The sequence below is a fragment of the Methylobacter sp. sgz302048 genome (assembly GCF_052162025.1).
Taxonomy (GTDB): Bacteria; Pseudomonadota; Gammaproteobacteria; order Methylococcales; family Methylomonadaceae; genus Methylobacter.
On record NZ_CP197401.1, the window covers coordinates 627,624 to 653,753 of the forward strand.

Sequence of the window (26,130 nt, forward strand, 5' to 3'; positions counted from 1 at the left end):
ATAAAACAGGTTAAATGCCTTATCCATAATAGGGGATTTCACTGTTTTTTTCGTTGGATTTTCTAATCTATAGCCTGGCTTTAGAAATGAATGGAGCTTTTAAACAGGGTCAGATTTATTGATTAATAACCTTATACCGCCAAAACTATAAGCTGTTGCACGTGTATTTAATAATGGTCGCTGTGGTAATAAGGCGCGCTGTAATAAGTGCCGCTCTGGCTGTGCTTTAAAGCGCCCGTGCTTTCCAGATAATAGTAAGCTCCGGTTGCCAGCAATAATGCGGTCAGTACCGCAAAGCCGATTTTCCACCAGCTGTAGGGGCGCTCGCCCTGAACTTCGCCGGTGCGGCCATTGATGACGAACCGGTAGGATTTGTTCCGGTAACGGAACGCGGCGGACCAGACTGGCAGCAGGCAATGCTTGTAGGTCGTGGCGCTGTGACGCGTTCGGATCTGATGAATCCGTTGATGGTCGCCGCCGATGTCATAGGCGATGTCGCGGTAGATAACATTGTCTATGACCTGCTTGGCATGGTCGAAGCCCTCGTTCAGATCGACCTGATAAAACTCGCTGCGGAAACCGCTCAGATAGTTTTCGTCATAAGGGATCAATTGCTCCAGGTCCCAGGGTTGCAAGGCGTCCAGAATCTTGCGCGGCATTGACTTGCTGGCGCCGATCAGCACGTCATCGAAAAACCGGCTCACATGGCCGCTGACCGGCGTCCAGTGAATTTTCGGCACGCGCCTGGTTTCCGTAACGACTTCGTTATTGCGCGTTACTTGAACCTGCTCTTCAACATAATAGACATCGCCGCGTTCGCCGACGTAATCCGTCTCCGTATCACTGTCAAACGTCCAGTAAGGCAGGTAGACGCCGGTTAGTTTTGACTCGCTGCGCGCATATTTCTTGACGGCGTTGGGTGCAAACCACAAGCCGTCGATCCAGCGCCGGAATCGCTGGCGCGCTTCGGATTCGTCAATGCGGAAAGGCAGCAGCGATTTCGGCTGTATGGGCTTGCTTTGTGTGGTGGCGGTAACGATCGGCGAGCCGCAGAAAGGGCATTCGCCGGCGTGAATGTTGGACTCAAACTGGAAACTGGCGCCGCATTCATTACAATGAACCTGCGGCTTGGCCGCCTCCGTGCGAGGTTCCGACAGCCGTCTTAGGGCTTCCTGCAGGTCGTACTCCTCAATGACGCCGGCGCGGTATTCAATATGATTTTCAAAGCCGCAGTAATCGCAGACCAAATGCGTCGTGCCAGGGGCGTATTTGAGCACGGCTCCGCATTGCGCGCACGGAAAGCGCCCCAGGGTTTGTCGGGATGAGGGTTTAGTTTTTAGCACTGATGAACTGATTATGATTTAGGCAGTGGCGGCGGCACCATTGCAAAGGCGCCGGCCAGCTCAGGTACCTGCTCGGCCGGCGTCCATTCCGCGAGGCCGGCATGCCAGATCAGGGTGGAACGGTTGATCTCGCCGCTGTTGATTTTCTGCTCAAGCACAGAGCGCTCGAAAGGTCCCTGTTGATGCCCGTCTATAGCGGCGTAATAAACGACCGAGCCAGGCAAGGGCGGCGGGGTTGCCGGCGACTGCTGCGAGAAGGCCTTGTTCATTTGATTGACCACGGCAAACCCCATGCCCATGCCGATGCCTTCGTTGGCTGAGCCGGACGGATTCTGGGCCGCCGCAGTCATCGCTTCGGCGGCCTGATAATGCGTGTAGCGGCTCAGGTCGCCGATAATGCCCATGCTGGTGCGTTTGTCCATGGCCGCTTCCACTTCCGGCGGCAGCGAGATGTTTTCGACCAGCAGCTGCAGGACTTCCAGCCCGTAGGCGGAGAATTCTGGGCTGATCATTTGGGTAATGTAATTGCCTAATTCGTCGTAATTGGCGGCCAGGTCCAGAATCGGGATGCCCGATTCGCCGATAATGCTGGCAAAGCGCGAGACGATCAGGTTGCGCAGCTGATCGCTGATGCCGGCGGTCTGGAAATGCCCGCCGGTGCCGACGATTTCTTTGATGAACGTGAGCGGCTCCTTGATTCTGACAGAATAGGTGCCAAAAGCCCGAAGCCGCAGCGGCCCGAATTCTTTGTCGCGCAGCATGACCGGATTCTTGGTGCCCCACTTCAGGTCGGTAAAGCGGCGCATATTGAAGAAATACACTTCCGCCTTGAACGGGCTGGAGAAACCGTGCGGCCAGCTTTCCAGCGTAGTCAGGATCGGCATGTTGCGCGTTTCGAGCTGATAGAGCCCCGGCTCGTAAAAATCGGCCACGCGGCCTTCGCTGACCAGCACCGCCGTCTGCGATTCACGGACCGTCAGCATGGCGCCGTATTTGATTTCGTGGCCGTAGCGCTCGAACCGGTAGACCATCGTGTCGCTGGAATCGTCCGTCCATTCAATGACATCGACAAACTCGCCGAATAGCTTATCCAGAATGCCCACTGCGTTGCTCCTGTTTTAGAAAAAATGAATTTATATAAGAACCGCGAAGATATGAAGAGAGGTAGGCTGGGTTGGTAAACCCAGCATTTCGAAGCCGCCTATGCTGGGTTTACCAACCCAGCCTACAGGAAACGACATAAATCTTCATGCTCTTCGTGGTAAAACCTCTAATTAACCGGCCGCCCTGGCATGCGCCGACGCCAATGTTTTGCGCAGTTCGGTTTCGCATTGCTCCAGTTGCACGACCGCTTCGCTGCGCATCTTCTTGCCTTGGTCGGCGATCTGCAGGCTTTCCTCTATCGTTGCGATCAGGGTTTCGTTGGCTTTCTTGACCGTTTCGATGTCGAACACGCCGCGCTCCAGTTGCTTGCGGGTTTCGGCATTGGCCTGTTTCAGGGCTTCGGCGTTTGCGGCCAGCAGTTCGTTGGTCAGATCGGTCGCAGCCTTGACCGTCTCGGCCGCCTGTGAGGAACGGTAAACGGTCACGGCCGTCGCCAGTTGCTGACGCCACAGCGGCACGGTGTTGACGATGGTCGAATTGATCTTGTTGACCAAGCCTTTGTCGTTTTCCTGTACGAGACGGATGCTGGGCAAGCTTTGCATCGAGACCTGCCGGGTCAGGCGCAGGTCGTGCACGCGCCGCTCCAGATCATCGCGGGCCGCGCGCAGGTCGCGCAGGTTTTGTGCGGCGAGGACTTCGGCCGTGGTTTCGGCTTTCTTGGCCTGCTCCGGAATGATGACTTCGTCCAGTTGGCGCAGCTTCTCTTCGCCGGCGGCGATATAGTCTTCAAGCGTATGAAAATAGTCGAGGTTGGCCTGATAGAGCTTGTCCAGTGAAATGATGTCGGTCAGCAGATTGGTCTTGTGCCGCTCCAGCTTATCGGTGATGCTATCGATCTGCTTGCGCACTTCTTCGTATTGCTGCAGGAATTTGACGACCGGCTTGGCCTTGCCCATCAACCGGTCGAAGAAACCCTGCTTCTTGTTCGGGTCGAGATCATCGACCTCGAAACCGCGTATCGTCGCCACCATTTCGTTCAGGTCATTGCCGGCAGGCCCTATTTCCTTGTTCTTGACACCGTCCAGCATGCGGTCGGAAATCGTGGTCAGCTGTTCTTGCGCCTTGCTGCCGAAAAAAATGATTGATTGGGTATTGCTGATATCGATTTCGCTCAGCAGCTTCTGGATCTGTTGCTGCTTCTCCACCGGCGCCTCGGCAAGCGGGACCATTTCAGCTTTTACGCCAGGGACAATCTCCTTGGCTGCGGAGCTGTCGGCCGTGTCGGTCGCTGCTTGAGTTGTCGTGGATGCCTGCTGTTCAGTCATGATTAAATCCTCTAGGGTGTGATGGCGTTAAAGGATGCCTTCTCGTTTGAGCTGTGTGGCCAAAACTTCAATTTTTACATCCAGATCAAAAACATCCTCTTCCAATAACTTTTGATGCTGCTCCTGAAATGCCGATTCGATCGTTTCCAGCACATTGCGGAAGTTCTGTTCCAGTTCCTCCGATTGGGTTTGCTGATGGGTTTTGGCATAGCCTTCCGTCACTTGTCGGGCGCCGTCCAGATAGACATTGAGGAATTTGCGCGCGCGGCGGATATCGCGCGGATCGGCCTCGATTTCGGCCAGGATGCTGTCGGCAATTTCGCAGATGCGTTCGATGCGCCGGTTGAGTTCGGCATTGCGAATGCGGTCGTTGGCCTGTTCTATGCCGCGGATGATGCGCGACGAATCTTCGAGCGTCTGCAGGATTTCATCCCGGGAATAGCCATGCGCGGCGACTATGTTCTTCTCTTTGCGCGGGTCGAAGCCGTAGCTCAGATACATGCCCAGAAAGGCGCCGCCGGCAAACAGGAGCGCTATCGGCAGCGGGCGTCCTGCACCGAGCCAGGCAATCATGCCGGTGGTCAGTGCCGCTATGATCGCCGCTGTCATTTTTAGCGGCTTGGGCGGGCGGGCGATGCGGCTTTTTTCATAAACATGCTCGGCCTGCAGGCCCTTGCGCAAGTACCAGGCGGCCAGCATATAAAGCGCAAAACCGACAGCGTTGACAATAACGCCCAGCAGATGGCCTTTACCCAGCGCGATGAATGTCGCCGGAATCAGCGCCATCGGCAGAAAATAGAGCAGCAATCCGCGCGGGGAATAACGGTGCAGCGTGTCGGCGACAAATCGTTTGGGTTTTCTGAATTGATCCATTACCGGGCCTGAGTGCGGCTGGTCAAAGAAGCTTCAACAGGAGCGCTGGAAGTTAAAGGCTCGGCCTTTACCAGAGACTGGCAGGTTGCCAGGCCAATCGTGGCAACCAATACGATAAAACCGAGCAATCTGCGTAATACGATGGGCATCGACCTCAACTCCCATTAATGTTAATTTGATCTTCATTATCCACTACAGTCATGACATCTGTAAAACAGCGTATGGACTGTTTCTGTGACAGGGTTAAGCACCCTGAGTTTCCAACTATACTGGGGCCGATTTCCAGATTTTCAATGTTGAGCGCGACGCACCTGCTTAAATGAAAAAGCCCGGCAGGATGGTCCGACCGGGCTCATTTAATGGGATTGAAGAAATACGGATTATTTCATCATTTCCTTTTTGAAATAGTTGTCCAATGTTTTGTTGGTCTCTTTGTTGTATTCATAAGCAGGAGCCGGTGCGCTGGGCGGTGCGACAACCGGCGCTGCTGGCTCTGCAACCGCTACGGGCTTAGCAGGAGGCGCTTCAGTCGTATCCAGACGGAACACGTCGCCGTAACTGGTATCGACATCAAAATCTTCCCAGATATAGACCGGATAAGCGATCGGTTTGGTAGGAATTGGAATCGTGATCAGATCGGCAACGCCGACGCCCAGACGCCCGGCCATGTTGACCACGCCTTTGAAGAGTCCGCCGACTATGCCATAGAAGACATTGCTCTGATTGGTCGTATTGATCATATTCTTGGGAATTTCCAGCCAGCCCGTCGTCAGGTTGGCAAACGCGGACGACGCTTTTCTGCCGACTTTGCCACCGTAGGTCGTCGGCTGTTGCGATTTGTCAATCAGCGGAGCGGCTGTATAAGACGTATCACCATAACCTTGTTGCTGCATGTCGGCCTGGGTTAGAGGGGTATAGGCCGTCAGCAGACCTGTTAATAATAGTGGGGCAAAAAAGCGGTCGATTCTAGTCATGTCAAGTCCTGCGCATTGGTTTAATAACTTACTCAAGTATAGCAGAGCTTTTTTAAATTATTTTTTGAACGCCTTCGCAAAAGCATTAGCCATCGAGCCTTGGGTCTTTTGAGGATCAGGGCCTTTCTGCTTGGGCTTTTTATCTGTTTTTGCAGAAGATCGTTCGGGCCTGGGCGTGGCTTCCGTCGATTCTTTTTTCATGGTCAGCGATATGCGCTTGCGCTCGACATCGACTTCCAGCACTTTGACTTTGACCATATCGCCGGTTTTTACCGCGTCCCGAGGGTCTTTGATAAATGTGTCCGACAAATGCGAAATATGCACCAGACCATCCTGATGCACGCCGATGTCGACGAACGCGCCGAAGTTGGCGACATTGGTGACCACGCCGTCCAGCGTCATGCCCGGTTTGAGGTCGGTGATTTTCTCGACGCCCTCTTTGAACTGTACGCTTTTGAATTCAGGGCGCGGGTCGCGACCCGGCTTTTCGAGTTCCTGCAGGATATCGGTCACGGTAGGCAGACCGAAGTGTTCATCGGTGTAATTGGCCGGGTTCAGTGTGCGCAGGAAACTGCTCTGGCCGATCAGGTCGCGTATCGATTTGCCGGTGCTTTCGATAATCGCTTCGACGACCGGATAGGCTTCGGGGTGCACCGCCGAGGCATCGAGCGGATTGTCGCCGTTCATGACGCGCAAAAAGCCCGCCGCCTGTTCATAAGCCTTGTCGCCGAGCCGCGGCACTTTTTTGAGTTGCTCGCGGTTGCGGAACGGGCCGTGCTCATTGCGGAACGCGACGATATTTTCGCTGACGCTGGCCGACAGCCCCGAGACCTGCTTCAGCAAGGCCACCGACGCGGTGTTGACGTCGACACCGACCGCGTTCACGCAATCCTCGACGACGGCATCGAGACTGCGGGCCAGTTGCACCTGATTGACGTCATGCTGGTACTGGCCGACGCCGATCGATTTCGGGTCGATTTTGACCAGTTCGGCCAGCGGGTCCTGCAGACGCCGGGCAATCGATACGGCACCGCGCAGGGATACGTCGAGTTCGGGGAATTCTCTGGCGGCCAGCTCCGAGGCCGAGTAAACCGAGGCGCCGGCTTCCGATACGGTCAGTTTGGTGAATTTAAGCTCACTGTGCCGTTTGATCACGTCGGCGACGAGCTGGTCGGTTTCGCGCGAGCCGGTGCCGTTGCCGATGCTGACCAGATCGACTTGGTACTGTGCAATCAGCCGGGCCAGCGTTGCTATCGAGGCATCCCATTGATTGCGCGGCGCGTGGGGATAGATCGTGTCGGTTACCAGCAGTTTGCCGGTCGGGTCGACGATGGCGACCTTGACGCCGGTGCGGATGCCCGGGTCCAGCCCCATCGTAGCCTTGGGGCCTGCCGGTGCGGCCAGCAGCAAGTCTCTTAAATTGCTCGCGAAGACGCGGATGGCTTCGAGTTCGGCCGCTTCGCGCAGCCGCAGTTTCAAATCCAGGTCGATGCGCGTGAACAGTTTGACCTTCCAGGCCAGACGGGCCGTTTCGGCCAGCCAAGCATCCGCCGGCCTGGCGGCGTTGGTAATATGCAGATGGCGCGCCACCAGCTGCGCGCACAGGTCATGTTCTTCTTTTTCCTCCAAGCCGGGTTTGAGCGCAATGTTCAGCAGGTCTTCATTGCGGCCGCGGAACAATGCCAGCGCGCGATGCGAAGGGATCTTGTTGATAGCTTCCTGGTAATCGAAATAGTCCTGGAATTTGGCCGCTTCCTGTTCTTTATCTTTGACGACGGTGGCATGCAGGATGCCTTTTTGCCAGGTGCGTTCGCGCAGTTCGGCCAGCAGCTCGGCATCTTCGGAAATGCGTTCCATGATGATCTGGCGTGCGCCTTCGAGCGCGGCGGCGATGTCCGGTACGCCTTTGTCGGCATCGATATAGCCGGCCGCGATCTGTTCCGGAATCAGGCTGCGGTTATCAAGCAAAGCATCGGCCAAAGGTTCGAGCCCCGCTTCACGCGCAATCTGCGCTTTCGTGCGTCGTTTGGGCTTATAGGGCAGGTACAAATCTTCGAGCAGGGTTTTGGTATCGGCCTCACGAATGGCTTTTTCCAGTTCCGGCGTCAGCTTGCCCTGGGAGCTGATGCTTTCCAGTATGCTTTTGCGACGTTCGTTCAGCTCGCGCAGATAAGTTAAACGTTCTTCCAGCAATCTTAGCTGGCTGTCATCGAGGCCGCCGGTCGCTTCCTTACGGTACCGGGCGATAAACGGCACGGTCGCGCCTTCATCCAGTAATGCTACGGCAGCGCTGACTTGTCGGCTGTTGACGGATAATTCTTCGGCTATACGTTGGATTACGTCCATTTTTTAAAATTTTGTTCGGTTTAAAAAAGAAGGATTGTAGCAGTATGTGGCACTGCAAGTATTTTAAGCCTTGGCAGCGAGTGAACGAGGCGGGCTGTTTGCAGATTGGGTCTGGATGATTCTTTGCTGGTCTCCCTGCAATACCAGACATGTCAGGATGCCCGATGCATAAGCCCCGGTGTCGATGCCTATACGATTAGGCAGCAGCTCAGGCTCATCAGTTATGGTATGGCCATGAACAATAATTTTTTCATAGGGTTTCTTTTCACTGACAAATTCATTGCGTATCCATAGCATGTTCTCCGGCTTTTGCCGGGATAATGAAAGGTCAGGATTGATACCGGCATGCACAAAAAAATAAGAGCCCAATGAATAAGAAAACAAAGTGTTATTCAGGAACTGAAAATGCGAGCGCGGCAGATTTTTTAGCAACCGCTGTTGAATGGTTATGAAGTCTTCTCGTTTGGTCGGTATTTTAGCGTCACAGGCATTATAACTTGCTAATGTCGTTTGGCCGCCATAAGTAAACCACGAACGGCCTACGGATTCTTCACGCAGGAAATCGAGCATAGTCTGTTCGTGATTGCCGCGCAAATAGACATATTCAATACCCGGCTGCACATTCTGCAACAATTCCTCGATGACTTCCCGGGATTGCATGCCTCTGTCGATATAGTCGCCCAAGTAAATCATGAGCACGCGGCCGGAAAAACCGGCTGCATCCCGTTTGATTTGACTCAGCAGTTTAACCAGCAGGTCATGGCGGCCATGAATATCGCCGATACAGTAAACGCGGGTATTGTCGGGTAAAGCAGGCGTCGGGTAGGGTTTTGTTTTTAAGAATCGATTAATGAGTTGTTTCAAATTCTGCGACCATCTCTTTAAGAACAAGTGGATGACTATTGGTTAACAGAGCGCTAATGGTATCCATGTATAGCGCACTGTCAAAGGCTTTTATGAATCGTTTATGAGACAGATTCCAGGCATCCACCAGTTGGCTGCTTAACACATCCCTATCATCCTGTGCAAATGCAGGCAGTACCGATAAGCAAAGCCGGAGACGCGGGGTCAAAACAGCCGTCTCATGCGGGCCGGTCCTGATGGACATCAATAATTTCTTTTGAATTGTATCAGGTTGCTCGTGCAATAAAACATCAATAGCTGCCAGTTTATACCATAACTTTGAATTGGCAGGCGAGCGATGCAAGGATTGGCGGGCGCTGTCAGCCGACTGTTTCAGTAAGGCCTGGCCGGCGTCACTGTAAAAGCCTTGTTTTTGGGCCTGATAGTGAAAAAGTTCACTTAAGTCCTGCCAATAGTCAGGATGGTCAAACAGCGCAATGCTTTTCTTTGCCGTTTCGATTAGTCGGGATGCTTCGGCTTCGGGCAGAGGGCGATGCCGGGCAATCTTGTCAATCCCGGTTTCAACCGGTATATGGTTGAGCGCCGCTTTAACCCTGGGCCATGCAACAGAACCTAAAGCCATGCCGAGGCATAAAATGAAAAATGAAAGAAAATGTTTGGAGCTTATCATGGAAATTTGCCGGAAATGATCAATAAGCTTGCAGGGGGTTTATAGGGTTGCGGTTAAGCTATCCTGCGCCAGGTTCAGCTGTCTCAAATTTATCGTCGATCCTTGTAAAGCCGGGTTATCGATCATCAGTTGGAATAATATTGGCCATACTTGCCGTAATGATAAAAATGCCCGGAATTGTTGTAAGAAAAACCGCCATATTGTTTTAAGTTCACCTGCTGTAAAGCAATGCCGGCAATATTGGCATTGGCGCTGAACATCTGCTGCAAACCGGCTTTAATGACTTTGCGCGGCGTCTTATCCCAGTTGACTACGTAGATGGTTTTATCCATGAGCGAGGCCAGAATACGCGCATCGGCAACGGCCATAACCGGAGGCATATCAAAAATAACCAAATCGAATTTTTCCTCCATGACGCTGATGAATTTTTTCATTCGGTTCGAATTGAAAAGTTCGGTCGAATTGACATAGTCGGCATGACCTTTGGGCATTATGTAGAGATTCGATTTTTCGTCTTTAAACATAAAATCAACTATATTTTTCCCGTCAGATACAAGCAAATCGGTCAGCCCCCTGGATTTAGTCAGCAAGCCGAGCTTTTGCTCGATTGTCGGCCGTCTTAAGTCGGCATCGATAATGATGACTCTCTGCCCTGATTGAGCTGCCCCTCGAGCAAGACATAATGCCAAGGTGCTTTTTCCTTCCGAGGGGATAGAGGATGTGATCATCACCGATTTAACCTCTTTATCAGGAGAGGATAATTTTATGGATACCCGCAAGGAATTGATGGCTTCCGCAAGGCTTGAATGCGGTTTTGTCAGAATATGCTCAATGGCATCCTGTTCAGTCATCATAGGGATTAAACCAATGGTGGGCATGCCCAAGTGCGATTCGACCTCTTCCGGAGACCTTAGCCCCGGATTAAGCATTTCCAGCATGAAAATGACGGCTGAGCTGATGACGCCTGCCATGGCAAAGATGACTATAAGTATTAGGAGTTTCTTCGGGGAAGAGGCTTGTTGCGGGATTTCGGCTGCTGAAATAACCCGCGCATCGGCTTCAGCCATGCCTTGCGTAGTGGAGGTTTCTTTGAAGCGGTTTAAAAAGGTTTCAAATAATATCCGATTGGCGTTGGCCTCGCGTTCCAAAGCTCTTAGTGCGACTTCATCCTTTTGGCTGCTGCCGGATTTGAATTCAATCGAGTTCAAACTGCCCTGCAGGCTTTGCTCACGGCTGCTGGCTATATTGAGCTCATTTCTAAGGCCGGCGGCTATTTTTTTTATCTCAGCCTGGATGTTGGCCTGCAGATCCGCGATTTCGGCCTGAATTCGAATCATTTGCGGGTGTTTAGGGCCGAATTCAACGGACATCTCGGACACTTTTCGTTTAAGTTCGGCTTCCTGTTGGCGCAAACTTTGGATCAAGTTAGAGGATAACACTTCATGAGCGGTCTCAATGTCCCCGCCGTTTTTCAATAAGTTTTCTACCTGGTTCAATCGGGCACTGGCTTCAGCGCGCGCCGCTTTAGCGATGATCAATTGGCTGTTTATCTCGGATAATTGTCCTTGAAGCAGTCCTTCTCCCTGGGCGCCTCTGGATAAATTATGAGTGCTGCGATAAGTTTCCACCGCCTTTTCAGAGTCGGCAACTTTGACACGTAGCTCAGTTAACTGATCGTTAAGCCAGGCCGTGGCTTTCTCGGTGGCTTCAAATTTGGCTTCCAGTTGGTCGACGATATAAATATCGGCATGGGTATTGGCTATTTTTGCAGCCAATTTGGGATCGATAGACTTAAAAGTGATGAGAATAACCTGAGAGCCTCTGACCGGTGTCGCCGTCAATTTTTCCAGATAAATATCCGTCGCTTTCGCCAAGCGTCGCTCTTCGGCTTCTTCTTCGGTCAATGGCACGGAATGCATGCCCAGCGCTTCTTTGAAGTCATCAGGAAGCCAGTTGACAGGATTTAAATTTGATAAAAAGCTTTTTTCTTTAAGTTCCGGATTAAACTCGGCACGCTCTAACAAGTTGAGTTTAGTGATAACCTTTTTCGCCAGACTTCTTGACGTTAAAATTTCTACTTCACTCTTTACTGCATCATCAGTGCTCATATCGCCGCTTAATACGGCTTTGACATCGACCACTTGAGCTTTTGCTGCGCCTACCAGAATCTTGGCTTCGGCCGTATATTTCGGAGTTATTTGAAACAACACAATGGCTCCGACAATAAAAACAGACACGAAAACCGCTATGAACAGCTGACGGCGCAGCCAGAAAACATGCAGTATATGGCTTATTGATAGATTTTCTTCTTGAAACGCAGTGTTATTGTCCATTGTCGCAAATGGAGGTTTGCTTAGCTGCATGAGGTAAGTCCTTGAGAGCTTGTAAAATTAAAGGTAATAGCTTTATTAGGAAGTGGCTTTGCTGCAAAACTGCGGCCGGAACACTTTCAGCAGAGCATTAAAACATCCGTTCATCAATTCTGATGATGTCGCCTGGCATAACCGGCATATCCATATTGGCTTGTACTTCTTTTTGCGCTGCATCGTTCGCATGGATCACAAAAACATGATCTTGTTTGGCGCGGTAGGTAAATCCGCCGGCAATAGCGACAGCCGTTAAATAAGTCATTCCGCTTACGTAAGGGTAGGAGTCAGGTTTTTCCACCTCGCCTAAAATATAGAAAGGTCTGTAATTGAGCATCTGAATGCTGAATTTAGGATTCAGGATATAGTCAGGGCTCAGCTTGGATCTTAATAACTCTTCAAATTCCTGGAGGCTGAGATCTTTTGCAGTAACGGTGCCTATGAGCGGTACTGAAACATTGCCGGCGCCATCAACAGTGTATTCGCCGGTTAAGTCATCATGATTGAAGACGGTGATTTTCAATTTATCGCCGCTGCCCAAACGATATTGTTGAGCTTTTTGATCTTCAGCATGTAGGTTAAATACAACAAAAAAAACAAGGGAAATTATGCTCAATAGATGCATGAAGATAAGATTTTTTTTCACTTAAAATACCTTTTATTTAAGTTAATTTTATTCTTTGATTCGTAATGCCGGGAGAGGCGGCTATATACGGGTAAATCAGATTATAAATATTCATTGTTTTTGATGGCTACAAGCCATAAAAAACCATAGCCTTGCAATAATATATAAATGGCTATACTGAATTCCTGGCAGTAAGTCAGCATGTATTATTTTTCCGAAAAGACAATGCCGGTTTCATCAATGGCTTTAATTATGTTGTACTTTTGATCGCCTGAATGAGCATTACTCAATTAAACGTTTTTGTATTTTTACTTCATCAATATGTTTAATAAACTGAAGCAGCCCAAACAAATTACGCTCTGCCAATGTCTTGTCGTGCATGGCTGAGCTAACGTCAATCTAGTGCTGATAGCATTCAACTATGGCTCCGTTTTTATTTATGCGGGACAGCTTGATGGTTATGATTCAAGCTTGCTCTATCGGCATGGAATATTTAGCTCCGTCAATTCCTGCTTGTTAGATCAAGACAATAACTGCTGTCCGGCCCTGTTTGAAGTGTATGGTCTTTAACGTGGCGCTGAAGCCATTCTTGATGAGTTTCGAGCAATTCTACTGGCTAACCCCCATTTTTTATTTGTCCTATATATTATTAAAACGGGAACCGTAATGCATATCAATTTTTTGTGATGTACTTAACATGTTATTGAAATCATAATTAAGTTTATTATATTTTCTTTTATTTAAACTCATAATTTACAAACTTTGTGATGAGAGTCACCTTTATTTTTATGGCATCCGTTATACTGCTCGCAGGTTTTAAGTCTCTAGTAAAATCAGGTATGTATTTTTAGTATGATTATGATTTTATTAAGGCTGGTTACATCAGAAAAACAAGTTAATATTAACTTGCCATATTAGATATATGAAATTGTGAATAAATTATCATTAATAATATTTTTATTAATATAAAGTATATCTTAAATGTTATTGGTGGTTTTCTATATTTCATATTATCTAGGCTATTTTGTTTATTGATTTTACTGAATATAGGTATATTTAAATGAAAAAATTATTATTGGTGCTGGCTTTGGCTGCATTTGCTCCTTTAGGTTATGCGGATGATAAAGGCAAAGATGATGCTAAAGAGCATGTGAAAAAAGACCATGAGAAAGAGCAGGATAATGTTAAAGATGATGATGCGGAAGAGGTAGCAGAAGAAGCATCGGAAGAAGCATCGGAAGCCATTGAGGAAGCCATTGAGGACATTATCGATAACTATGGCGAAGTTCCAGCTAGCGAAACTGCACAGGCTGTTAAGGAATTAAAAGCTAGTGTTCGGGACGCTGTACTTAAAGGTCTTATCACTCGATTAGAAGGTTCAAATGCTTTAAACGGGCTTGAAATTGCGCTTAGCAAAGGCGGTCAAAACCCAGTATCACCTAGCTGATCTGAGCAGTTGGCGTTTTTATTAGGTGATTAAAAAGATAATTGCATCATTAAGAGTCTTTTGGCTTAAAAATGATGAGTATCTTTTGATGGGGCTTTAGTCGCGATTGCCGTGACTAAAGCCCTTTTTACAAAGGCACAGAAAGCGCCTTAGTGTTGTTGTTAGATTTTTGCATGATCAGTAATCAAAAAATAAGAATTATTAAGCATGTTATTTCGCCGTTGGCTTTAATTTGCTCGACAGCTGTATGGGGCGCGGACGTGCAAAGAGGAGTGGGTGTCAAGGAACGGACAAATAGAGATTATAGTCCGGTAGGAATCAGAGCCGGCAGTTTCATGATTCATCCCTTTTTTGAAAACCAGAATGAATACAAGGACAATATTTATTCTCAGCAAAATAACACGCGAGATGATTTTATTTTTCACTTGCAGCCAGGCGTCAATGCAAGAAGCAATTGGAATCGCCATGCATTAGAAGCCAATGTCAGCACGGATGTGCAGCTTTATGCCTCGCACAATACCGAGGATAAAGAAAATTATACTTTCGATTTGAATGGCAGGCTGGATGTGCTGCAAGATAGCTTTGCTACGGCAAAGTTCTATCATGCCCATCAATACGAAGACAGAGGTTCACCCGACTCGCCCAGTAGTGCTTTAGAACCAGTTCAGTACGATACAACTGGGGGGGCGATCGGTTATGAGCATAAGATCAATCGCATTCGATTGAATGTTCTAAATGATACTCAACATCTGGATTACGAAAATAGCATAAGCCGCAACAGCACTTTTATTAATAATGATGACCGTGATCGTCAGAAAAATACGTCGACCGGGCGTATTGGCTACGAGATTATGCCGGGCTACGAAGCGTTTGTCAGAGGCAGTTATAACTTTATTGATTACGATCAAAAATTTGATGATTATGGCCTTCAGCGTTCGTCAGATGGCTACGAAGCGGTTGTCGGTATCGCCCTGGATCTTACCGGAAAATTAGTGGGCGATGCTTATATTGGGTATGCAACCCAAAAATATGATGATGCCCAATTACAAACAATCAGTGACATAACAGGCGGTTTTGGCCTGAAATGGATGCCGACGGGGCTGACCACGATCTCAGCCCGGATTGATAGAACCATTAACGAGACGACTCAAGGGCTCTCATCCGGCTTTTTCAGTACTGCATCAACGGTAAGTATCGATCATGAATTATTGCGCAACGTATTGCTAAATGCCAGTGCCGGTTACATCTATAATGATTACAAGGGCGGGCAAGAGCGCCAGGAAGATACTTACTATGTCGGGGTATCGGCAAAATATCTGCTCAACCGCAATTTCTTCCTTACAAGCGGCTACAACTTTAGAACCAGATCAACAGTCAACGTGAGCAATGCTGACTACGATATTAACAGCGTATATTTTTCATTGGGCGCGCAGTTGTAAGTCAGTTTGAAATCAAAAGGCTGAAGAAAACAGTAGCTTTTAATCGAGAATGGTCCTTCGGATACAGAAAATATCAGCTTTCTAGGGCATATTGGAATGTTTGGGAAGGCGGCTTGTGTTGTTTAACCAGGCCAGATGGTTAGCTTATTCATTATTCATGATATTTAGGAGATATATTTTGAAAACACTAGAACAAACAAAAATAGCAATAGTTGGATTAGGCTATGTAGGACTGCCGCTTGCTGTAGAATTCGGCAAAAAGTATCCGACCATCGGATTTGATATAAACCAAAAGCGCATACAGGAATTGCAGTCAGGTCAGGATTTAACGCTGGAAGTCAGCAGTGAAGAACTCAGCCAGGCAGAGCTTTTAAGCTATACCGCCTCATTAAAAGACATTAAAAACTGCAATGTTTACATTATTACTGTGCCTACGCCCATCAATGAGCACAAACAGCCGGATTTGACGCCGTTGATTAAAGCCAGTGAAGCTGTTGGATCAATTCTTAAGCCCGGTGACGTGGTTGTTTATGAATCAACCGTTTATCCCGGCGCTACCGAAGAAGTGTGTGTGCCGCTTCTAGAGCAGCATTCAGGCCTGAAATTCAACGAGCAATTTTATGCCGGTTACAGCCCGGAGCGTATCAATCCGGGCGATAAAGAACACCGCGTCACCAATATCCTCAAAGTGACTTCAGGGTCTACCGAGCAAATCGCGAACTATGTGGACTGTCTCTATAAAAGCATCATTACCGCCGGGACGCATAAAGCCAGCAGCATTAAAGTGGCCGAAGCGGCCAAGGTCATCGAAAACACTCAGCGCGATGTCAATATCGCCTTGATCAATGAACTGGCCCTCCTGTTCAACCGTCTGGATATTGATACTGAAGAAGTTTTGCTGGCTGCCGGAACCAAGTGGAATTTCCTGCCGTTCAGGCCCGGATTGGTAGGCGGGCACTGCATTGGCGTGGATCCTTACTACCTCACTCACAAAGCTCAGGCCGTCGGCTATAATCCTGAAGTTATCTTGTCAGGACGGCGCATCAATGACCGTATGGGCGAATATGTGGTATCACAGCTCATCAAAAACCTGTTGAAAAAACGCATCCATATTCAGCAGGCTGAAGTTTTGATCATGGGGCTGACGTTTAAGGAAAACTGTCCCGATCTACGCAATACCCGAGTGGTGGATATCATCAAGGAACTGCAGGAGTATGAAGTCAATACCCATGTCTACGATCCTTGGGTCAGCCCGGAAGAAGCCATGCATGAATACGGCATCGCCGTGATTGAAAAACCTGAAGCCCAAAAATATGACGCAGTTATTCTGGCTGTTGCACATGAGCAATTCAGGCAAATGCCCATTGAGCAGATCAAAAGTTACACCAAGCCGGATTCTGTGATATATGATCTTAAATATCTTTTCCCAGCTAACCAAACTGATGACAGGCTCTAACCGATGAAAGTATTAGTCACCGGCACAGCGGGCTTTATCGGCAATCACGTAGCCATCAAATTACTGGAACGGGGCGATGAAGTCATCGGCGTGGATAATCTCAATGATTACTACGATGTCAACCTGAAAAAAGCCCGCCTGGCCCGTATTCTCGATCATAAGCATTACACCGACGTACGCGCCGATATCGCCGACCGGGAAGCGATGGAGCGGCTTTTTAGACAGCATCAGCCGCAAAGGGTGGTCAATCTGGCGGCACAGGCCGGGGTTCGCTATTCCATAGAGAACCCGCATGCGTATATCGACAGCAATATCGTTGGCTTTATCAATATCCTGGAAGGCTGCCGGCATCACAAAATAGAGCACCTGGTTTATGCCTCCAGCAGTTCGGTTTATGGCGCCAATGAAACCATGCCGTTCTCCGTGCACGACAATGTCGATCATCCGCTCAGCCTGTATGCGGCCTCTAAAAAAGCCAATGAACTGATGGCGCATACCTACAGCAACTTATATCAACTGCCGACTACCGGATTAAGGTTCTTTACCGTTTATGGTCCGTGGGGCAGGCCGGACATGGCGCTGTTTTTGTTTACCAAAGCCATTCTGGCCGGCGAGCCGATCCAGGTGTTCAACTACGGCAAGCATCGGCGGGATTTCACCTATATTGACGACATCGTCGAGGGCATCATCAGAACCCTGGACCATCCCGCCCAGCCCAACCCGGACTGGACCGGCAAACGGCCTGATCCGGGCTCCAGCAAAGCGCCGTGGCGGGTCTACAATATCGGCAACCAGAACCCGGTCGAGTTATCGGCTTACATAGAAACCCTGGAAAAAGCCTTAGGCAAAACAGCAGAAAAACAGCTGTTGCCATTGCAGCCCGGGGATGTGCCGGATACCTATGCCGATGTGGAAGCCTTGGTAGAAGATGTGGGGTATAAACCGAATACGCCCATTGAGAAAGGCATTGGAAAATTTGTGGACTGGTACCTGATGTACAACAACATAACTGCCAATTAATCATTATTTTTTGGAAGTTCTTGCAAGCTGCGGCAAGGGCGGATACCCAGGCATTATTGGCAATGAGCATACTGAAAAATGCTTGTTTCAAGTAATGTGATTACAACATGAAAAAGATCAAGAGGAATCGATATCCTTAGTCAGTGCGTTAGAGCTGCTGAGATGTGTCATTACCTCTGATCTTTGTTCAAGAGAAAGTATAAAAATGCCCCTGAAAAAGCAACAGGTCAGTCAATAGCAGATCTGTATTTCCACTAACTGGCGCATGACAATATAAATTCAAAAGGGTGTGATATCCGTTTAGCGGCGAGAGTTTAAAAACAATTTTTTGATCAAATTATTATCAAAATCAATTAAGGACGATGAAAGACTATCCAATCTCATGGAATATCAATGCAAATAGTTATTTTTGATTTATGCCCAGTAAGCATGCATAAAGCGCAAAAATAATATATAAAACCTGCAATTTTTAATTTCAAATTGGCAATGTAATGTTTAGTAAAAGTTTACAATATAATTTATTGTCACTTATAAATATAGCTATTTCATTTGTTTTTATTATTTTTTTGGGACGCAAATTCGGCGCGGGTTCTGATACCGATGTTTACTTTGTATCTATCGCAATAGTGGGTTATCTGGGTATTCTGGCTCAATGTGTATGGGGGGCTATGAGCCCTTATTATTCAAAATTAAAGGTAGAAAATTTACATCTGGCTTCCAAATTATATTCGGTATTGCTCAATAATGTGATTATCATATCTTTTATAGAGATCCTGCTGTATTTTTTGATTACTAATAAATTTCGTGTGATTTCGCCAGAAAAAAAAGAGTTTTTAGATATATTTATTTACTATTTGGTTCTTCAAAGTGTTATTTTGTTTAATAAATCTTTATTAAATCTTGAGAAGCACTTTGCTGTTTTTTACTTAGTTGATATTTTTATAACAAGCGTTAATTTAATAGTTTTATTGTTCTTTTCAAAAGGTAATATAATAATTATAGCGTACTCTACTATCATTGCCGCTATATTGGCTGTCATGTGGCAACTCTATCTTGTGTTTTTTAAATTAAATTATAAATATAAATTATCTCTTTCTCAAAAGGAAATGCCTGGTATCTATAGAAATTCAATAAAAATGAATATTGGCTTGTTGTTATATGGAGTCAAGGATATTATTTTGATTTCTGTTTTCACTAGCTTTGGCAATGGAATCTATTCGTTATTTAATTATGCCAATAAATTTTCGGTGGCTTTGTTTCAGATAACAAATGCCCCAATAGTGAATATATACGTGGCTAAACTCAATGAAGTTGTCGCAAATAAAAAATTTTATGAAGTTAAAGGATTAAGGAGAGGTGTTTTAGTTCAAACAATGATCTTGCTCGTGATAGGGTTCACAGTATTATATTTTGTTTTACCTTATGTTCTAGGCTTGTTTTTTAAAGGCAAATTTTCTTTAGAAGAAATTAAAGAGATACAGCATATTTTTAGCTATATGGCTGTGTTCTATTTCGTGGTAGCGATAAACAATCCTTATTCCAGAGCCATATCTATATTTAAGTTATTTAATTACAACTTGTTTGTAAATTTTATATTCTTTAGTTTAATTTGTTTATCTTATCTGATCTTTAGGGTATACAAATTAAACTATATTGATATGTTATTGTTATTTTCTTTGGCACAGTTTATAAGTTTGGTTTTATATGCAATTAAAAACAGGCTTTTTTTAAAAAGAAAGGAAGCGTTAAATATTTGTTTAGATAAGTTTACTTCGTAAAATACTTACTGCTGTAAATAATTAAATATAAAAACATAATGAATAAAATATTGAAGTTATTGGCTTATAAATTTCTTAGTCCGAATAGTTATGCCAAATTTATTGGGGTGAAATTCGGCTCTAATTGCAAATTCCGGACAAAATACTTTGGCACAGAGCCTTATCTGATAGAAGTTGGAGATAATGTTCAAACATCTTCAAATGTTTATTTCATCAATCATGATGGTGGTGTGGGTGTTTTAAGAAATTTATACAAAGACCTTAAAAAAACTGATTTAATTAAAAGGATTATTATTGGAAATAATGTATTTATTGGCTTTAATGTAACTATATTATTAGGCACTAAGATAGGGGACAATGTTATTGTCGGCGCCGGTAGTGTCGTTAAAGGCGAATTAATGTCAAATAGTGTTTATGCTGGAGTCCCGGCTAAATATATTTGTTCAATTGATAGTTATAAAGAGAAAAATAGTCGTTTTTTCTTAAATACATTTTCAATCGAGCCAGTTAAAAAAGAAGAAATTCTAAGAGGGTTTTTCCTCGAATCTAATCCTTAAGCCTTCTGTAACCAACACAAGATCAAGCTCAGGAAAAGATTTTTCAAATTATAAAGATGTATAAAAAAGCAAGTTTCACAATTGCAGTTAGTGCGTTTGAAAACTAGTCTAACTGAATCTATGAATTAAATTATGGTGTGGCTCATATTTAAAAGTCAGGGAATCAGGCTAGCCTGTATGGACGGGCTGAAAGCGTTCCTCAGATGATGAATCGTCTTGTTAAGATTGAAAAAGACCTTATGCACGTACACAGCGTTGAAAAAATGCAATCTTGACATAATGCTGTCTCAGGTTTATTGCTGATGAAAGCTCTAGCAGTATGCCAGGATTAATCATGGTAATCGATTTAGTAATTCGACGGTCCAGTTCGTTTGAAAAAATTAATGCTAAATAATTATGGCTATCGTTCAGAATATTTATTTCCAATCAATTGAACAGATGGCTGAAACTCACTAGTTAAATTGACTCAGGATTGATGCTAATTTTCTGTTAGAAATTTATAGCTTGATAAAAATGAATGTAATACACATTAGATTAACTTTTATTCTTTTATTGTTTGCGCTATTTTTTGTAAGGCCTGAGTTTGAAAGTGTAACTGATCCAGAACTTCTAGTAATTTATATTTCTTTCTTTTTTACTGCGACTTTTATTCACTTATTAAGCAAAAGAGATAACAAAAACTGGTTTCGTTTGGATGTTATGTTTCTTCTTGGATATGGAATAGTTCATTTTCAATGGCCAATTATGTTTGCTATCAGTGGAATCTACCCAGAGAAGTTTGCAAAGGTTTCTATGAGTTCCTTCTATGTAAATTACGGAACCTGGCTCGCGGTTGTAGGTATTGTTTCTTGGTTTTTTGGGCATTCTCTTCTGGCAATAAAAACTGTACCAAATATAGTGAAATACTCTTTTGACTATAAAAAGTTATTTGGATTAATTATCGTATTGAGTGGTTTATTTTTATCTACAGCAGGAACTGACTATTTAACGGGTGGTGTGTATAAAGGCTCAGGAGGATCGGCTGCCGGTGAGGGTATTGCGGCATATTTTCAATTACTCCTTGCAATTGCGATATTGGTTATAACTGCTGTTATTGTATTAAATAATAAAAATAACTTTAATCATAATAGTATATTTTGGTTATTGAAATTAGATAAAAAATATTTATTTATGACTTTAAGCTATATTTTATTGTTTTTATCTATTGGTGATAGAGGTTCTGGTATTCAAGTTGTTTTTGCTTTCCTTATTTTGTTTGGCAGCATAATTAGAGATATAACACTTATTGAGCTAATTTTAATGACTATTATAGGCGCAATTATACTAACATTAATAGGATTGGGAAGAAGTTCATTAGATGGCGGTAATATATTATCTTCAGGATTAGATAGCTTTGAAATGACATCAGGATATGACATTACCTTAGAATTGGCTAATAGTATTAGAACATTATATGCCACATTAGCTGCTGTGCCGGAATATCATGATTATTTCTATGGCAAGCTGTGGCTTGATAAAACATTGAGTATTATCCCTTTTGCGCAAAATATTTATTTACAAATCTCAGAAGATGTCGCGTATGAAATGAGTTCTTCTGGATATATCACTTATCTAAAGTTTGGGCTAAATCCTACCTCAGGCGAAGGCACTTCTCTAATTGCTGACACATTCATTAACTTTGGTTTGGTCGGCGTATTGTTTTTTTTATTTCTTTTGGGAATGTTTTTCAAGAAAGTAGAAAATGAGCTTAAGCTGCAGCAAAACTATTATTGGACAGTAATAGCAGCTTTATTAGGTAGTCTGGCATTTTATTTAGGACGTGGCAGTCTATTTGAGCCTTTCAGATACATGGTTTGGGGTCTTGGATTATCTTATTTTTTTGTCAAACGGAGAAGAATGAGTGTCTAAAGTGGTTCTGGTTATTCCTACAATGCATCAAGGGGGAGCTGAGCGTGTCATGTCAGAGTTGGCAAATGCTTGGAGTGCTCAACAGCATGAAATACATCTTGTGCTATTAGCTAAATCCAAGAGCTTTTATTATATTAATGACAATGTAATTATTCATAATTTAGGATTTAGTCACTCGCAGCTATTGAATAAGATTTTTAATGAATTGAAAGTTTTCTTTAAATTAAGAAAAATATTAAAAGAGCAAAATCCTGATTTTGTACTTAGCTTTATGAGTAAGTACAATATATTGACTATTCTCGCTGCTTCAAATCTGAATTTGAAAGTATTTGTATCAGACCGAAGCAACCCTAAAAAACAGTTGCCATTTCTTATCTCATTTCTAAGAAAAATCACATACAGATTTGCTCATGGAATTGTCGCTCAAACCAGCTTGGCTAAATCAGTTCTTGAGGAAAATACAGGCAATAGAAATATAGTGGTTATTCCAAACCCCTTAAAGGCTGTTTCTGTTTGTGAAAATATTGAGAAAGATAAAATTATATTGAATGTAGGCCGTTTGGTTGAAGAAAAAGGCCAAAAATATCTTTTAGAGGCACTCACAAAAATAAAAGATACAGAATGGAAAATAGCTATATTAGGTGATGGGCCATTATATGATCAGTTAAAAGAACAGGCAGAAAAGTTAGGTTTAAGTGACCGAGTAATAATGCCTGGTGTCGTTAATGAAATAGACCACTGGCTAACGAAAGCATCTGTATTTGCTTTTCCATCCATTTCCGAAGGTTTTCCCAACGCTCTTGTAGAGGCAATGGCTGCCGGGCTTCCCTGTGTCAGTTTTGATTGTGATGCTGGACCAAGAGATATCATCATTGATGGTAAAAATGGCTACTTGGTGCCTGTGCGGGATGTTGAGGTTTTTGCGAGCCGATTAGAAACCTTAATCAATAACGCTGCAATCAGAACGCGGCTATCCAAAGAAGCGGCCAAGATAGTTAATGACTTTGGTGTAGAAAAGATATCTGATGACTATCTGGCGTTCTGCATGGGGCAATAAAATGAAAACTATTGTAATTAATGCATTAAGCGCTCTTCGGGGCGGCGGTCAGACTTATCTGATTAATTTACTGAATTCTTTGCCAAAAGGAGATTTTAAGGTTTTGCTTTTGGTAAACAGTAAAAACAAGCAGTTGTTTTCACAATACGGCTCGGATCGTGTAGAGATCTTTGAAGCGATATGGGCATCAAAAAGCATTCTGCACCGGACTTTGTGGGAAAGGATCGCTCTGCCTCACAAGTTAAAAGAATGGCAAGCGGCAATCTATTATGCGCCTGGCGGTGTCATGATTACCACTCCTCCCAAAGGATGTCTCAGCGCTACTGCCTTAAGAAACATGCTGCCGTTTGATGATAGGGAGCGGAAGCGTTTTCCGTTTATTTCAATTATTCGATTCAAGCTGTGGCTGTTGCGATTTGTGTTTTTGAAGTCCTATCAAAAATCAGATAAGGTCGTGTTTATATCCGAGTATTCAATGGCGGTTGTTAAGCAATACATGCCGAATATAAAGAGTAAAGGTGTCGTTATTCCTCATGGGCTTAACAGTCAGTTTTTGAATGCAGAAGATTCTTATGATCTGCCGGACACTCTTAAGGTAAATCAGTTTTATCTGTATGTCTCGATACTAGATGTTTATAAGGCGCAAAAAGAAATTGTAAAAGCCTGGAGAAAGTTGCTGGATAGTAATTTTGCATATCCACTGGTTTTGGTTGGGCCGAAATACAATCAGTATGGTGAAGAAGTCATGGCATTGATTGATCAGTTGGGGCTTCAGGATAAGGTGATTTATTTGGGAAAAGTCGATTATGAAAAATTACCAAGTCTTTATAAGTCTGCTAGGGCCTTATTGTTTGCTTCGTCCTGCGAATGTTGTCCGAATATCCTGCTTGAAAAACTCGCGGCAGGGAAACTGGTACTTTGTTCAAATATAGATCCAATGCCTGAGTTTGGTGGAGATGCGGCAGTCTATTTTGATCCTTATGCGCCAGATGATTTATACGAAAAAGTCATGAATATGGAAATGCATTCTTCGGTGATGAATGAGATGGGTGATAAGGCTTATAAGCAGGCTTTAAAATTTGACTGGACCAATACTGCACAAAAAACAATAGATTTTCTTGTTAATATTAATTAAATCATATGATTGGATGTTAATATTAAGAGTGTAGGCAATTCGGTCAGTTGTATGAAAGGATTAAAATATACCTATCAATATTTTGCTAATACTTAAAATCCACAGTCGTAAGCTATACCGCAAATAAAGGTGATTTTCGTCACAAACCTTATAATAAATCAGGCTTATAATAAATTTACTAAAAAGTATATTTTATATATTTGGTTAATTTTTATATGCCAAATTCTCATTATTAGTATGTAATAGGGCGTAAGAATAAGACGTTTAAGTGAAAAAATTACTTGTAACTGATCAAGGATTGCTTCGTATCCTATAAAAATGGATACCAATCATTGTGAATGGGCAGAGTTAGTTTTGATCAATGGATTGGGTTATATCTGAAGCATCTCGTTTTCACTTAATAAACGTGATCTCATGTTTTAAATAAGCTCAAGCAGATGTAATGCAATGTGTCCTTTTGAAGCATTTAATTATAGTCAGGCGGTAATTGTATATGACAAACACCAGAGTCAATGAGATCGATTTATTGAGATTCTTTGCGGCATTATCAGTCGTGTTTTTTCACTACTCGTTTAGAGGTTACGCTGCAGATACGATGTCGGTCATGCCGTACCCATTGTTGGCCCCTTTTTCTAAGTATGGTTATCTTGGCGTCGAGCTATTCTTCATTATCAGTGGATTTGTCATACTGATGACTGCTGCCAGTGGCAGTTTGAGGCGCTTTTTTGTTTCAAGGGTCGTTCGGCTCTATCCTGCTTTTTGGGTTTGTTGCACTATTACATTCGCAATGATTATGGTCATTGGCGGATCTCGCTTTTCGGCATCGATAAGCCAATATCTTATTAATATGACCATGCTGAACGGTTTTGTCGGTGTGCCTTCTATTGATGGCGTTTATGGAACCTTACTGGTAGAAATGAAGTTTTATGCCTTGGTTGCCGTTATCTTGGCAATTGGCAGAATTCACCAGGCACAGCTATTCCTAGTTTTATGGCTAGTCCTTTCGGTGGCCCTCGAAGTCAAGCCTATAAGCGCATTACGATCGCTTCTGATAGTTGAGTTCTCGGCTTATTTTATTGCCGGTGCAACCTATTTTTTAATCTGGTCCCAAGGTGTTTCTCTAACAAGAGTTGGTATGATTATTTTGTCGTGGGGGCTTGCAGTATTTCAGACAATCAACCGCCTGCCAACTTTTGAGAAGCATTACGATACAGCAATGAGTGGCAACATAGTTGCCGGAATTATTACTATGTTCTTTTTTGTGATGCTTCTGGTTTCTTTAAAACGCACAGGTTTTATGGGTCGCTACAACTGGTTGATGGCTGGTTCGCTTACCTATCCGCTTTATCTTATTCACCAGAATATCGGGTATATGATTTTCAACATTGGCTATCCTGCAATCAATCCACATCTACTTCTTTGGGGCACTATAGTGGGTGCACTCGTAGCAGCTTATGCTGTGCATATTTTTATTGAGAAGAAGTTTTCATTGCCACTTAAGAATGCTATTAACAACTCTCTCAATTCTATACATTGTTTGACAATCAATGCAGTGCAGGGCGTGCGTGGTTTACAGAAGCGATAGATCTCGGTATTTGTTTTCAGCGTATATTGGAATGGAAGTATAGCAAAGTTGCATAGAGCCATTATGTGTGCAGTTGTGTATTTGCTCGGTATTAATGCAGAAGCAGGACGCTTGGGTTCCGGTATTGGTTGCCTGACTTTTTCCGTTAATTCGGGTTTGGAGTCTAAATTAAGCGGCAGGGATGTTTAATCGCAATCCTTTAGTCAAGCCGATAGCATACAATTCTGGGTTGTATGCCATTTTGGACTTGTGAGTTGT

Annotated in this window: 21 protein-coding genes; 10 read left to right on the plus strand and 11 right to left on the minus strand. The window is 44.6% G+C overall.

Annotated features, from left to right (window positions below):
- Positions 1-167: 167 nt before the first annotated feature.
- From ACTNE6_RS03215 to ACTNE6_RS03265, 11 genes are all read right to left on the minus strand, one after another.
- Complete coding sequence (locus tag ACTNE6_RS03215; protein WP_442498566.1) at positions 168-1,343, minus strand: primosomal protein N' (replication factor Y) - superfamily II helicase; 1,176 nt, start codon at positions 1,341-1,343, stop codon at positions 168-170.
- Positions 1,344-1,354: 11 nt separating this feature from the next.
- Positions 1,355-2,446 (minus strand): SPFH domain-containing protein, encoded by a 1,092-nt coding sequence (locus ACTNE6_RS03220; protein WP_442498567.1) that lies wholly within the window; start codon positions 2,444-2,446, stop codon positions 1,355-1,357.
- 171 nt (positions 2,447-2,617) lie between these two features.
- A complete protein-coding gene (locus tag ACTNE6_RS03225) occupies positions 2,618-3,772 on the minus strand; it encodes a toxic anion resistance protein (protein ID WP_442498568.1) in 1,155 nt (384 codons plus the stop codon).
- 27 nt (positions 3,773-3,799) lie between these two features.
- Positions 3,800-4,645: a 5-bromo-4-chloroindolyl phosphate hydrolysis family protein gene (locus ACTNE6_RS03230; protein WP_442498569.1), complete on the minus strand. Its 846-nt coding sequence runs from the start codon at positions 4,643-4,645 to the stop codon at positions 3,800-3,802.
- On the minus strand, positions 4,645-4,794 hold the full coding sequence (locus tag ACTNE6_RS03235; protein ID WP_331815114.1) for a hypothetical protein: 150 nt from the start codon (positions 4,792-4,794) through the stop codon (positions 4,645-4,647). The genes ACTNE6_RS03230 and ACTNE6_RS03235 overlap by 1 nt, the downstream gene beginning before the upstream one ends.
- Before the next feature lie 231 nt (positions 4,795-5,025).
- A complete protein-coding gene (locus tag ACTNE6_RS03240; protein ID WP_442498570.1) occupies positions 5,026-5,619 on the minus strand; it encodes an exosortase system-associated protein, TIGR04073 family in 594 nt (197 codons plus the stop codon).
- A gap of 57 nt (positions 5,620-5,676) precedes the next feature.
- Positions 5,677-7,965, minus strand: a complete 2,289-nt coding sequence (locus ACTNE6_RS03245) for a Tex family protein (protein ID WP_442498571.1) — start codon at positions 7,963-7,965, stop codon at positions 5,677-5,679.
- A 63-nt stretch (positions 7,966-8,028) separates the two neighbouring features.
- Positions 8,029-8,829: a metallophosphoesterase family protein gene (locus ACTNE6_RS03250; protein WP_442498572.1), complete on the minus strand. Its 801-nt coding sequence runs from the start codon at positions 8,827-8,829 to the stop codon at positions 8,029-8,031.
- Entirely contained in the window at positions 8,813-9,499 is a 687-nt protein-coding gene (locus ACTNE6_RS03255) for a hypothetical protein (protein WP_442498573.1), read from the minus strand. The genes ACTNE6_RS03250 and ACTNE6_RS03255 overlap by 17 nt, the downstream gene beginning before the upstream one ends.
- Positions 9,500-9,624: 125 nt before the next feature.
- Positions 9,625-11,862 (minus strand): GumC family protein, encoded by a 2,238-nt coding sequence (locus tag ACTNE6_RS03260; protein ID WP_442498574.1) that lies wholly within the window; start codon positions 11,860-11,862, stop codon positions 9,625-9,627.
- A 97-nt stretch (positions 11,863-11,959) separates the two neighbouring features.
- Positions 11,960-12,511 (minus strand): polysaccharide biosynthesis/export family protein, encoded by a 552-nt coding sequence (locus tag ACTNE6_RS03265; RefSeq protein ID WP_442498575.1) that lies wholly within the window; start codon positions 12,509-12,511, stop codon positions 11,960-11,962.
- 1,039 nt (positions 12,512-13,550) lie between these two features.
- On the opposite strand from ACTNE6_RS03265, the gene ACTNE6_RS03270 reads away from it, so the two are divergent.
- The 10 genes from ACTNE6_RS03270 to ACTNE6_RS03315 all read left to right on the plus strand — a co-directional run bounded on the left by ACTNE6_RS03270 (position 13,551) and on the right by ACTNE6_RS03315 (position 25,872).
- Positions 13,551-13,937, plus strand: coding sequence for a hypothetical protein (locus ACTNE6_RS03270; protein WP_442498576.1), 387 nt, complete (start codon positions 13,551-13,553; stop codon positions 13,935-13,937).
- Between the two features lie 173 nt (positions 13,938-14,110).
- The gene (locus ACTNE6_RS03275; protein ID WP_442498577.1) at positions 14,111-15,376 is read left to right on the plus strand and encodes an outer membrane beta-barrel protein; all 1,266 of its coding nucleotides are present in this window, start codon (positions 14,111-14,113) and stop codon (positions 15,374-15,376) included.
- A 178-nt stretch (positions 15,377-15,554) separates the two neighbouring features.
- Positions 15,555-16,832 (plus strand): Vi polysaccharide biosynthesis UDP-N-acetylglucosamine C-6 dehydrogenase TviB, encoded by a 1,278-nt coding sequence (gene tviB, locus ACTNE6_RS03280; RefSeq protein ID WP_442498578.1) that lies wholly within the window; start codon positions 15,555-15,557, stop codon positions 16,830-16,832.
- A 3-nt stretch (positions 16,833-16,835) separates the two neighbouring features.
- Complete coding sequence (locus ACTNE6_RS03285) at positions 16,836-17,852, plus strand: NAD-dependent epimerase (protein WP_442498579.1); 1,017 nt, start codon at positions 16,836-16,838, stop codon at positions 17,850-17,852.
- Positions 17,853-18,343: 491 nt separating this feature from the next.
- Positions 18,344-19,630, plus strand: a complete 1,287-nt coding sequence (locus ACTNE6_RS03290; RefSeq protein ID WP_442498580.1) for a hypothetical protein — start codon at positions 18,344-18,346, stop codon at positions 19,628-19,630.
- A gap of 38 nt (positions 19,631-19,668) precedes the next feature.
- Positions 19,669-20,187 (plus strand): acyltransferase, encoded by a 519-nt coding sequence (locus ACTNE6_RS03295; protein ID WP_442498581.1) that lies wholly within the window; start codon positions 19,669-19,671, stop codon positions 20,185-20,187.
- Between the two features lie 513 nt (positions 20,188-20,700).
- Complete coding sequence (gene wzy / locus ACTNE6_RS03300; protein ID WP_442498582.1) at positions 20,701-22,095, plus strand: O-antigen polysaccharide polymerase Wzy; 1,395 nt, start codon at positions 20,701-20,703, stop codon at positions 22,093-22,095.
- Positions 22,088-23,152: a glycosyltransferase family 4 protein gene (locus ACTNE6_RS03305; RefSeq protein WP_442498583.1), complete on the plus strand. Its 1,065-nt coding sequence runs from the start codon at positions 22,088-22,090 to the stop codon at positions 23,150-23,152. The genes wzy and ACTNE6_RS03305 overlap by 8 nt, the downstream gene beginning before the upstream one ends.
- Positions 23,121-24,287 carry a glycosyltransferase family 4 protein gene (locus tag ACTNE6_RS03310; protein ID WP_442498584.1) on the plus strand — a complete coding sequence of 389 codons (1,167 nt, stop codon included), beginning with the start codon at positions 23,121-23,123 and terminating at the stop codon, positions 24,285-24,287. The genes ACTNE6_RS03305 and ACTNE6_RS03310 overlap by 32 nt, the downstream gene beginning before the upstream one ends.
- Before the next feature lie 493 nt (positions 24,288-24,780).
- Positions 24,781-25,872: an acyltransferase family protein gene (locus ACTNE6_RS03315; RefSeq protein WP_442498585.1), complete on the plus strand. Its 1,092-nt coding sequence runs from the start codon at positions 24,781-24,783 to the stop codon at positions 25,870-25,872.
- Positions 25,873-26,130: the final 258 nt, after the last annotated feature.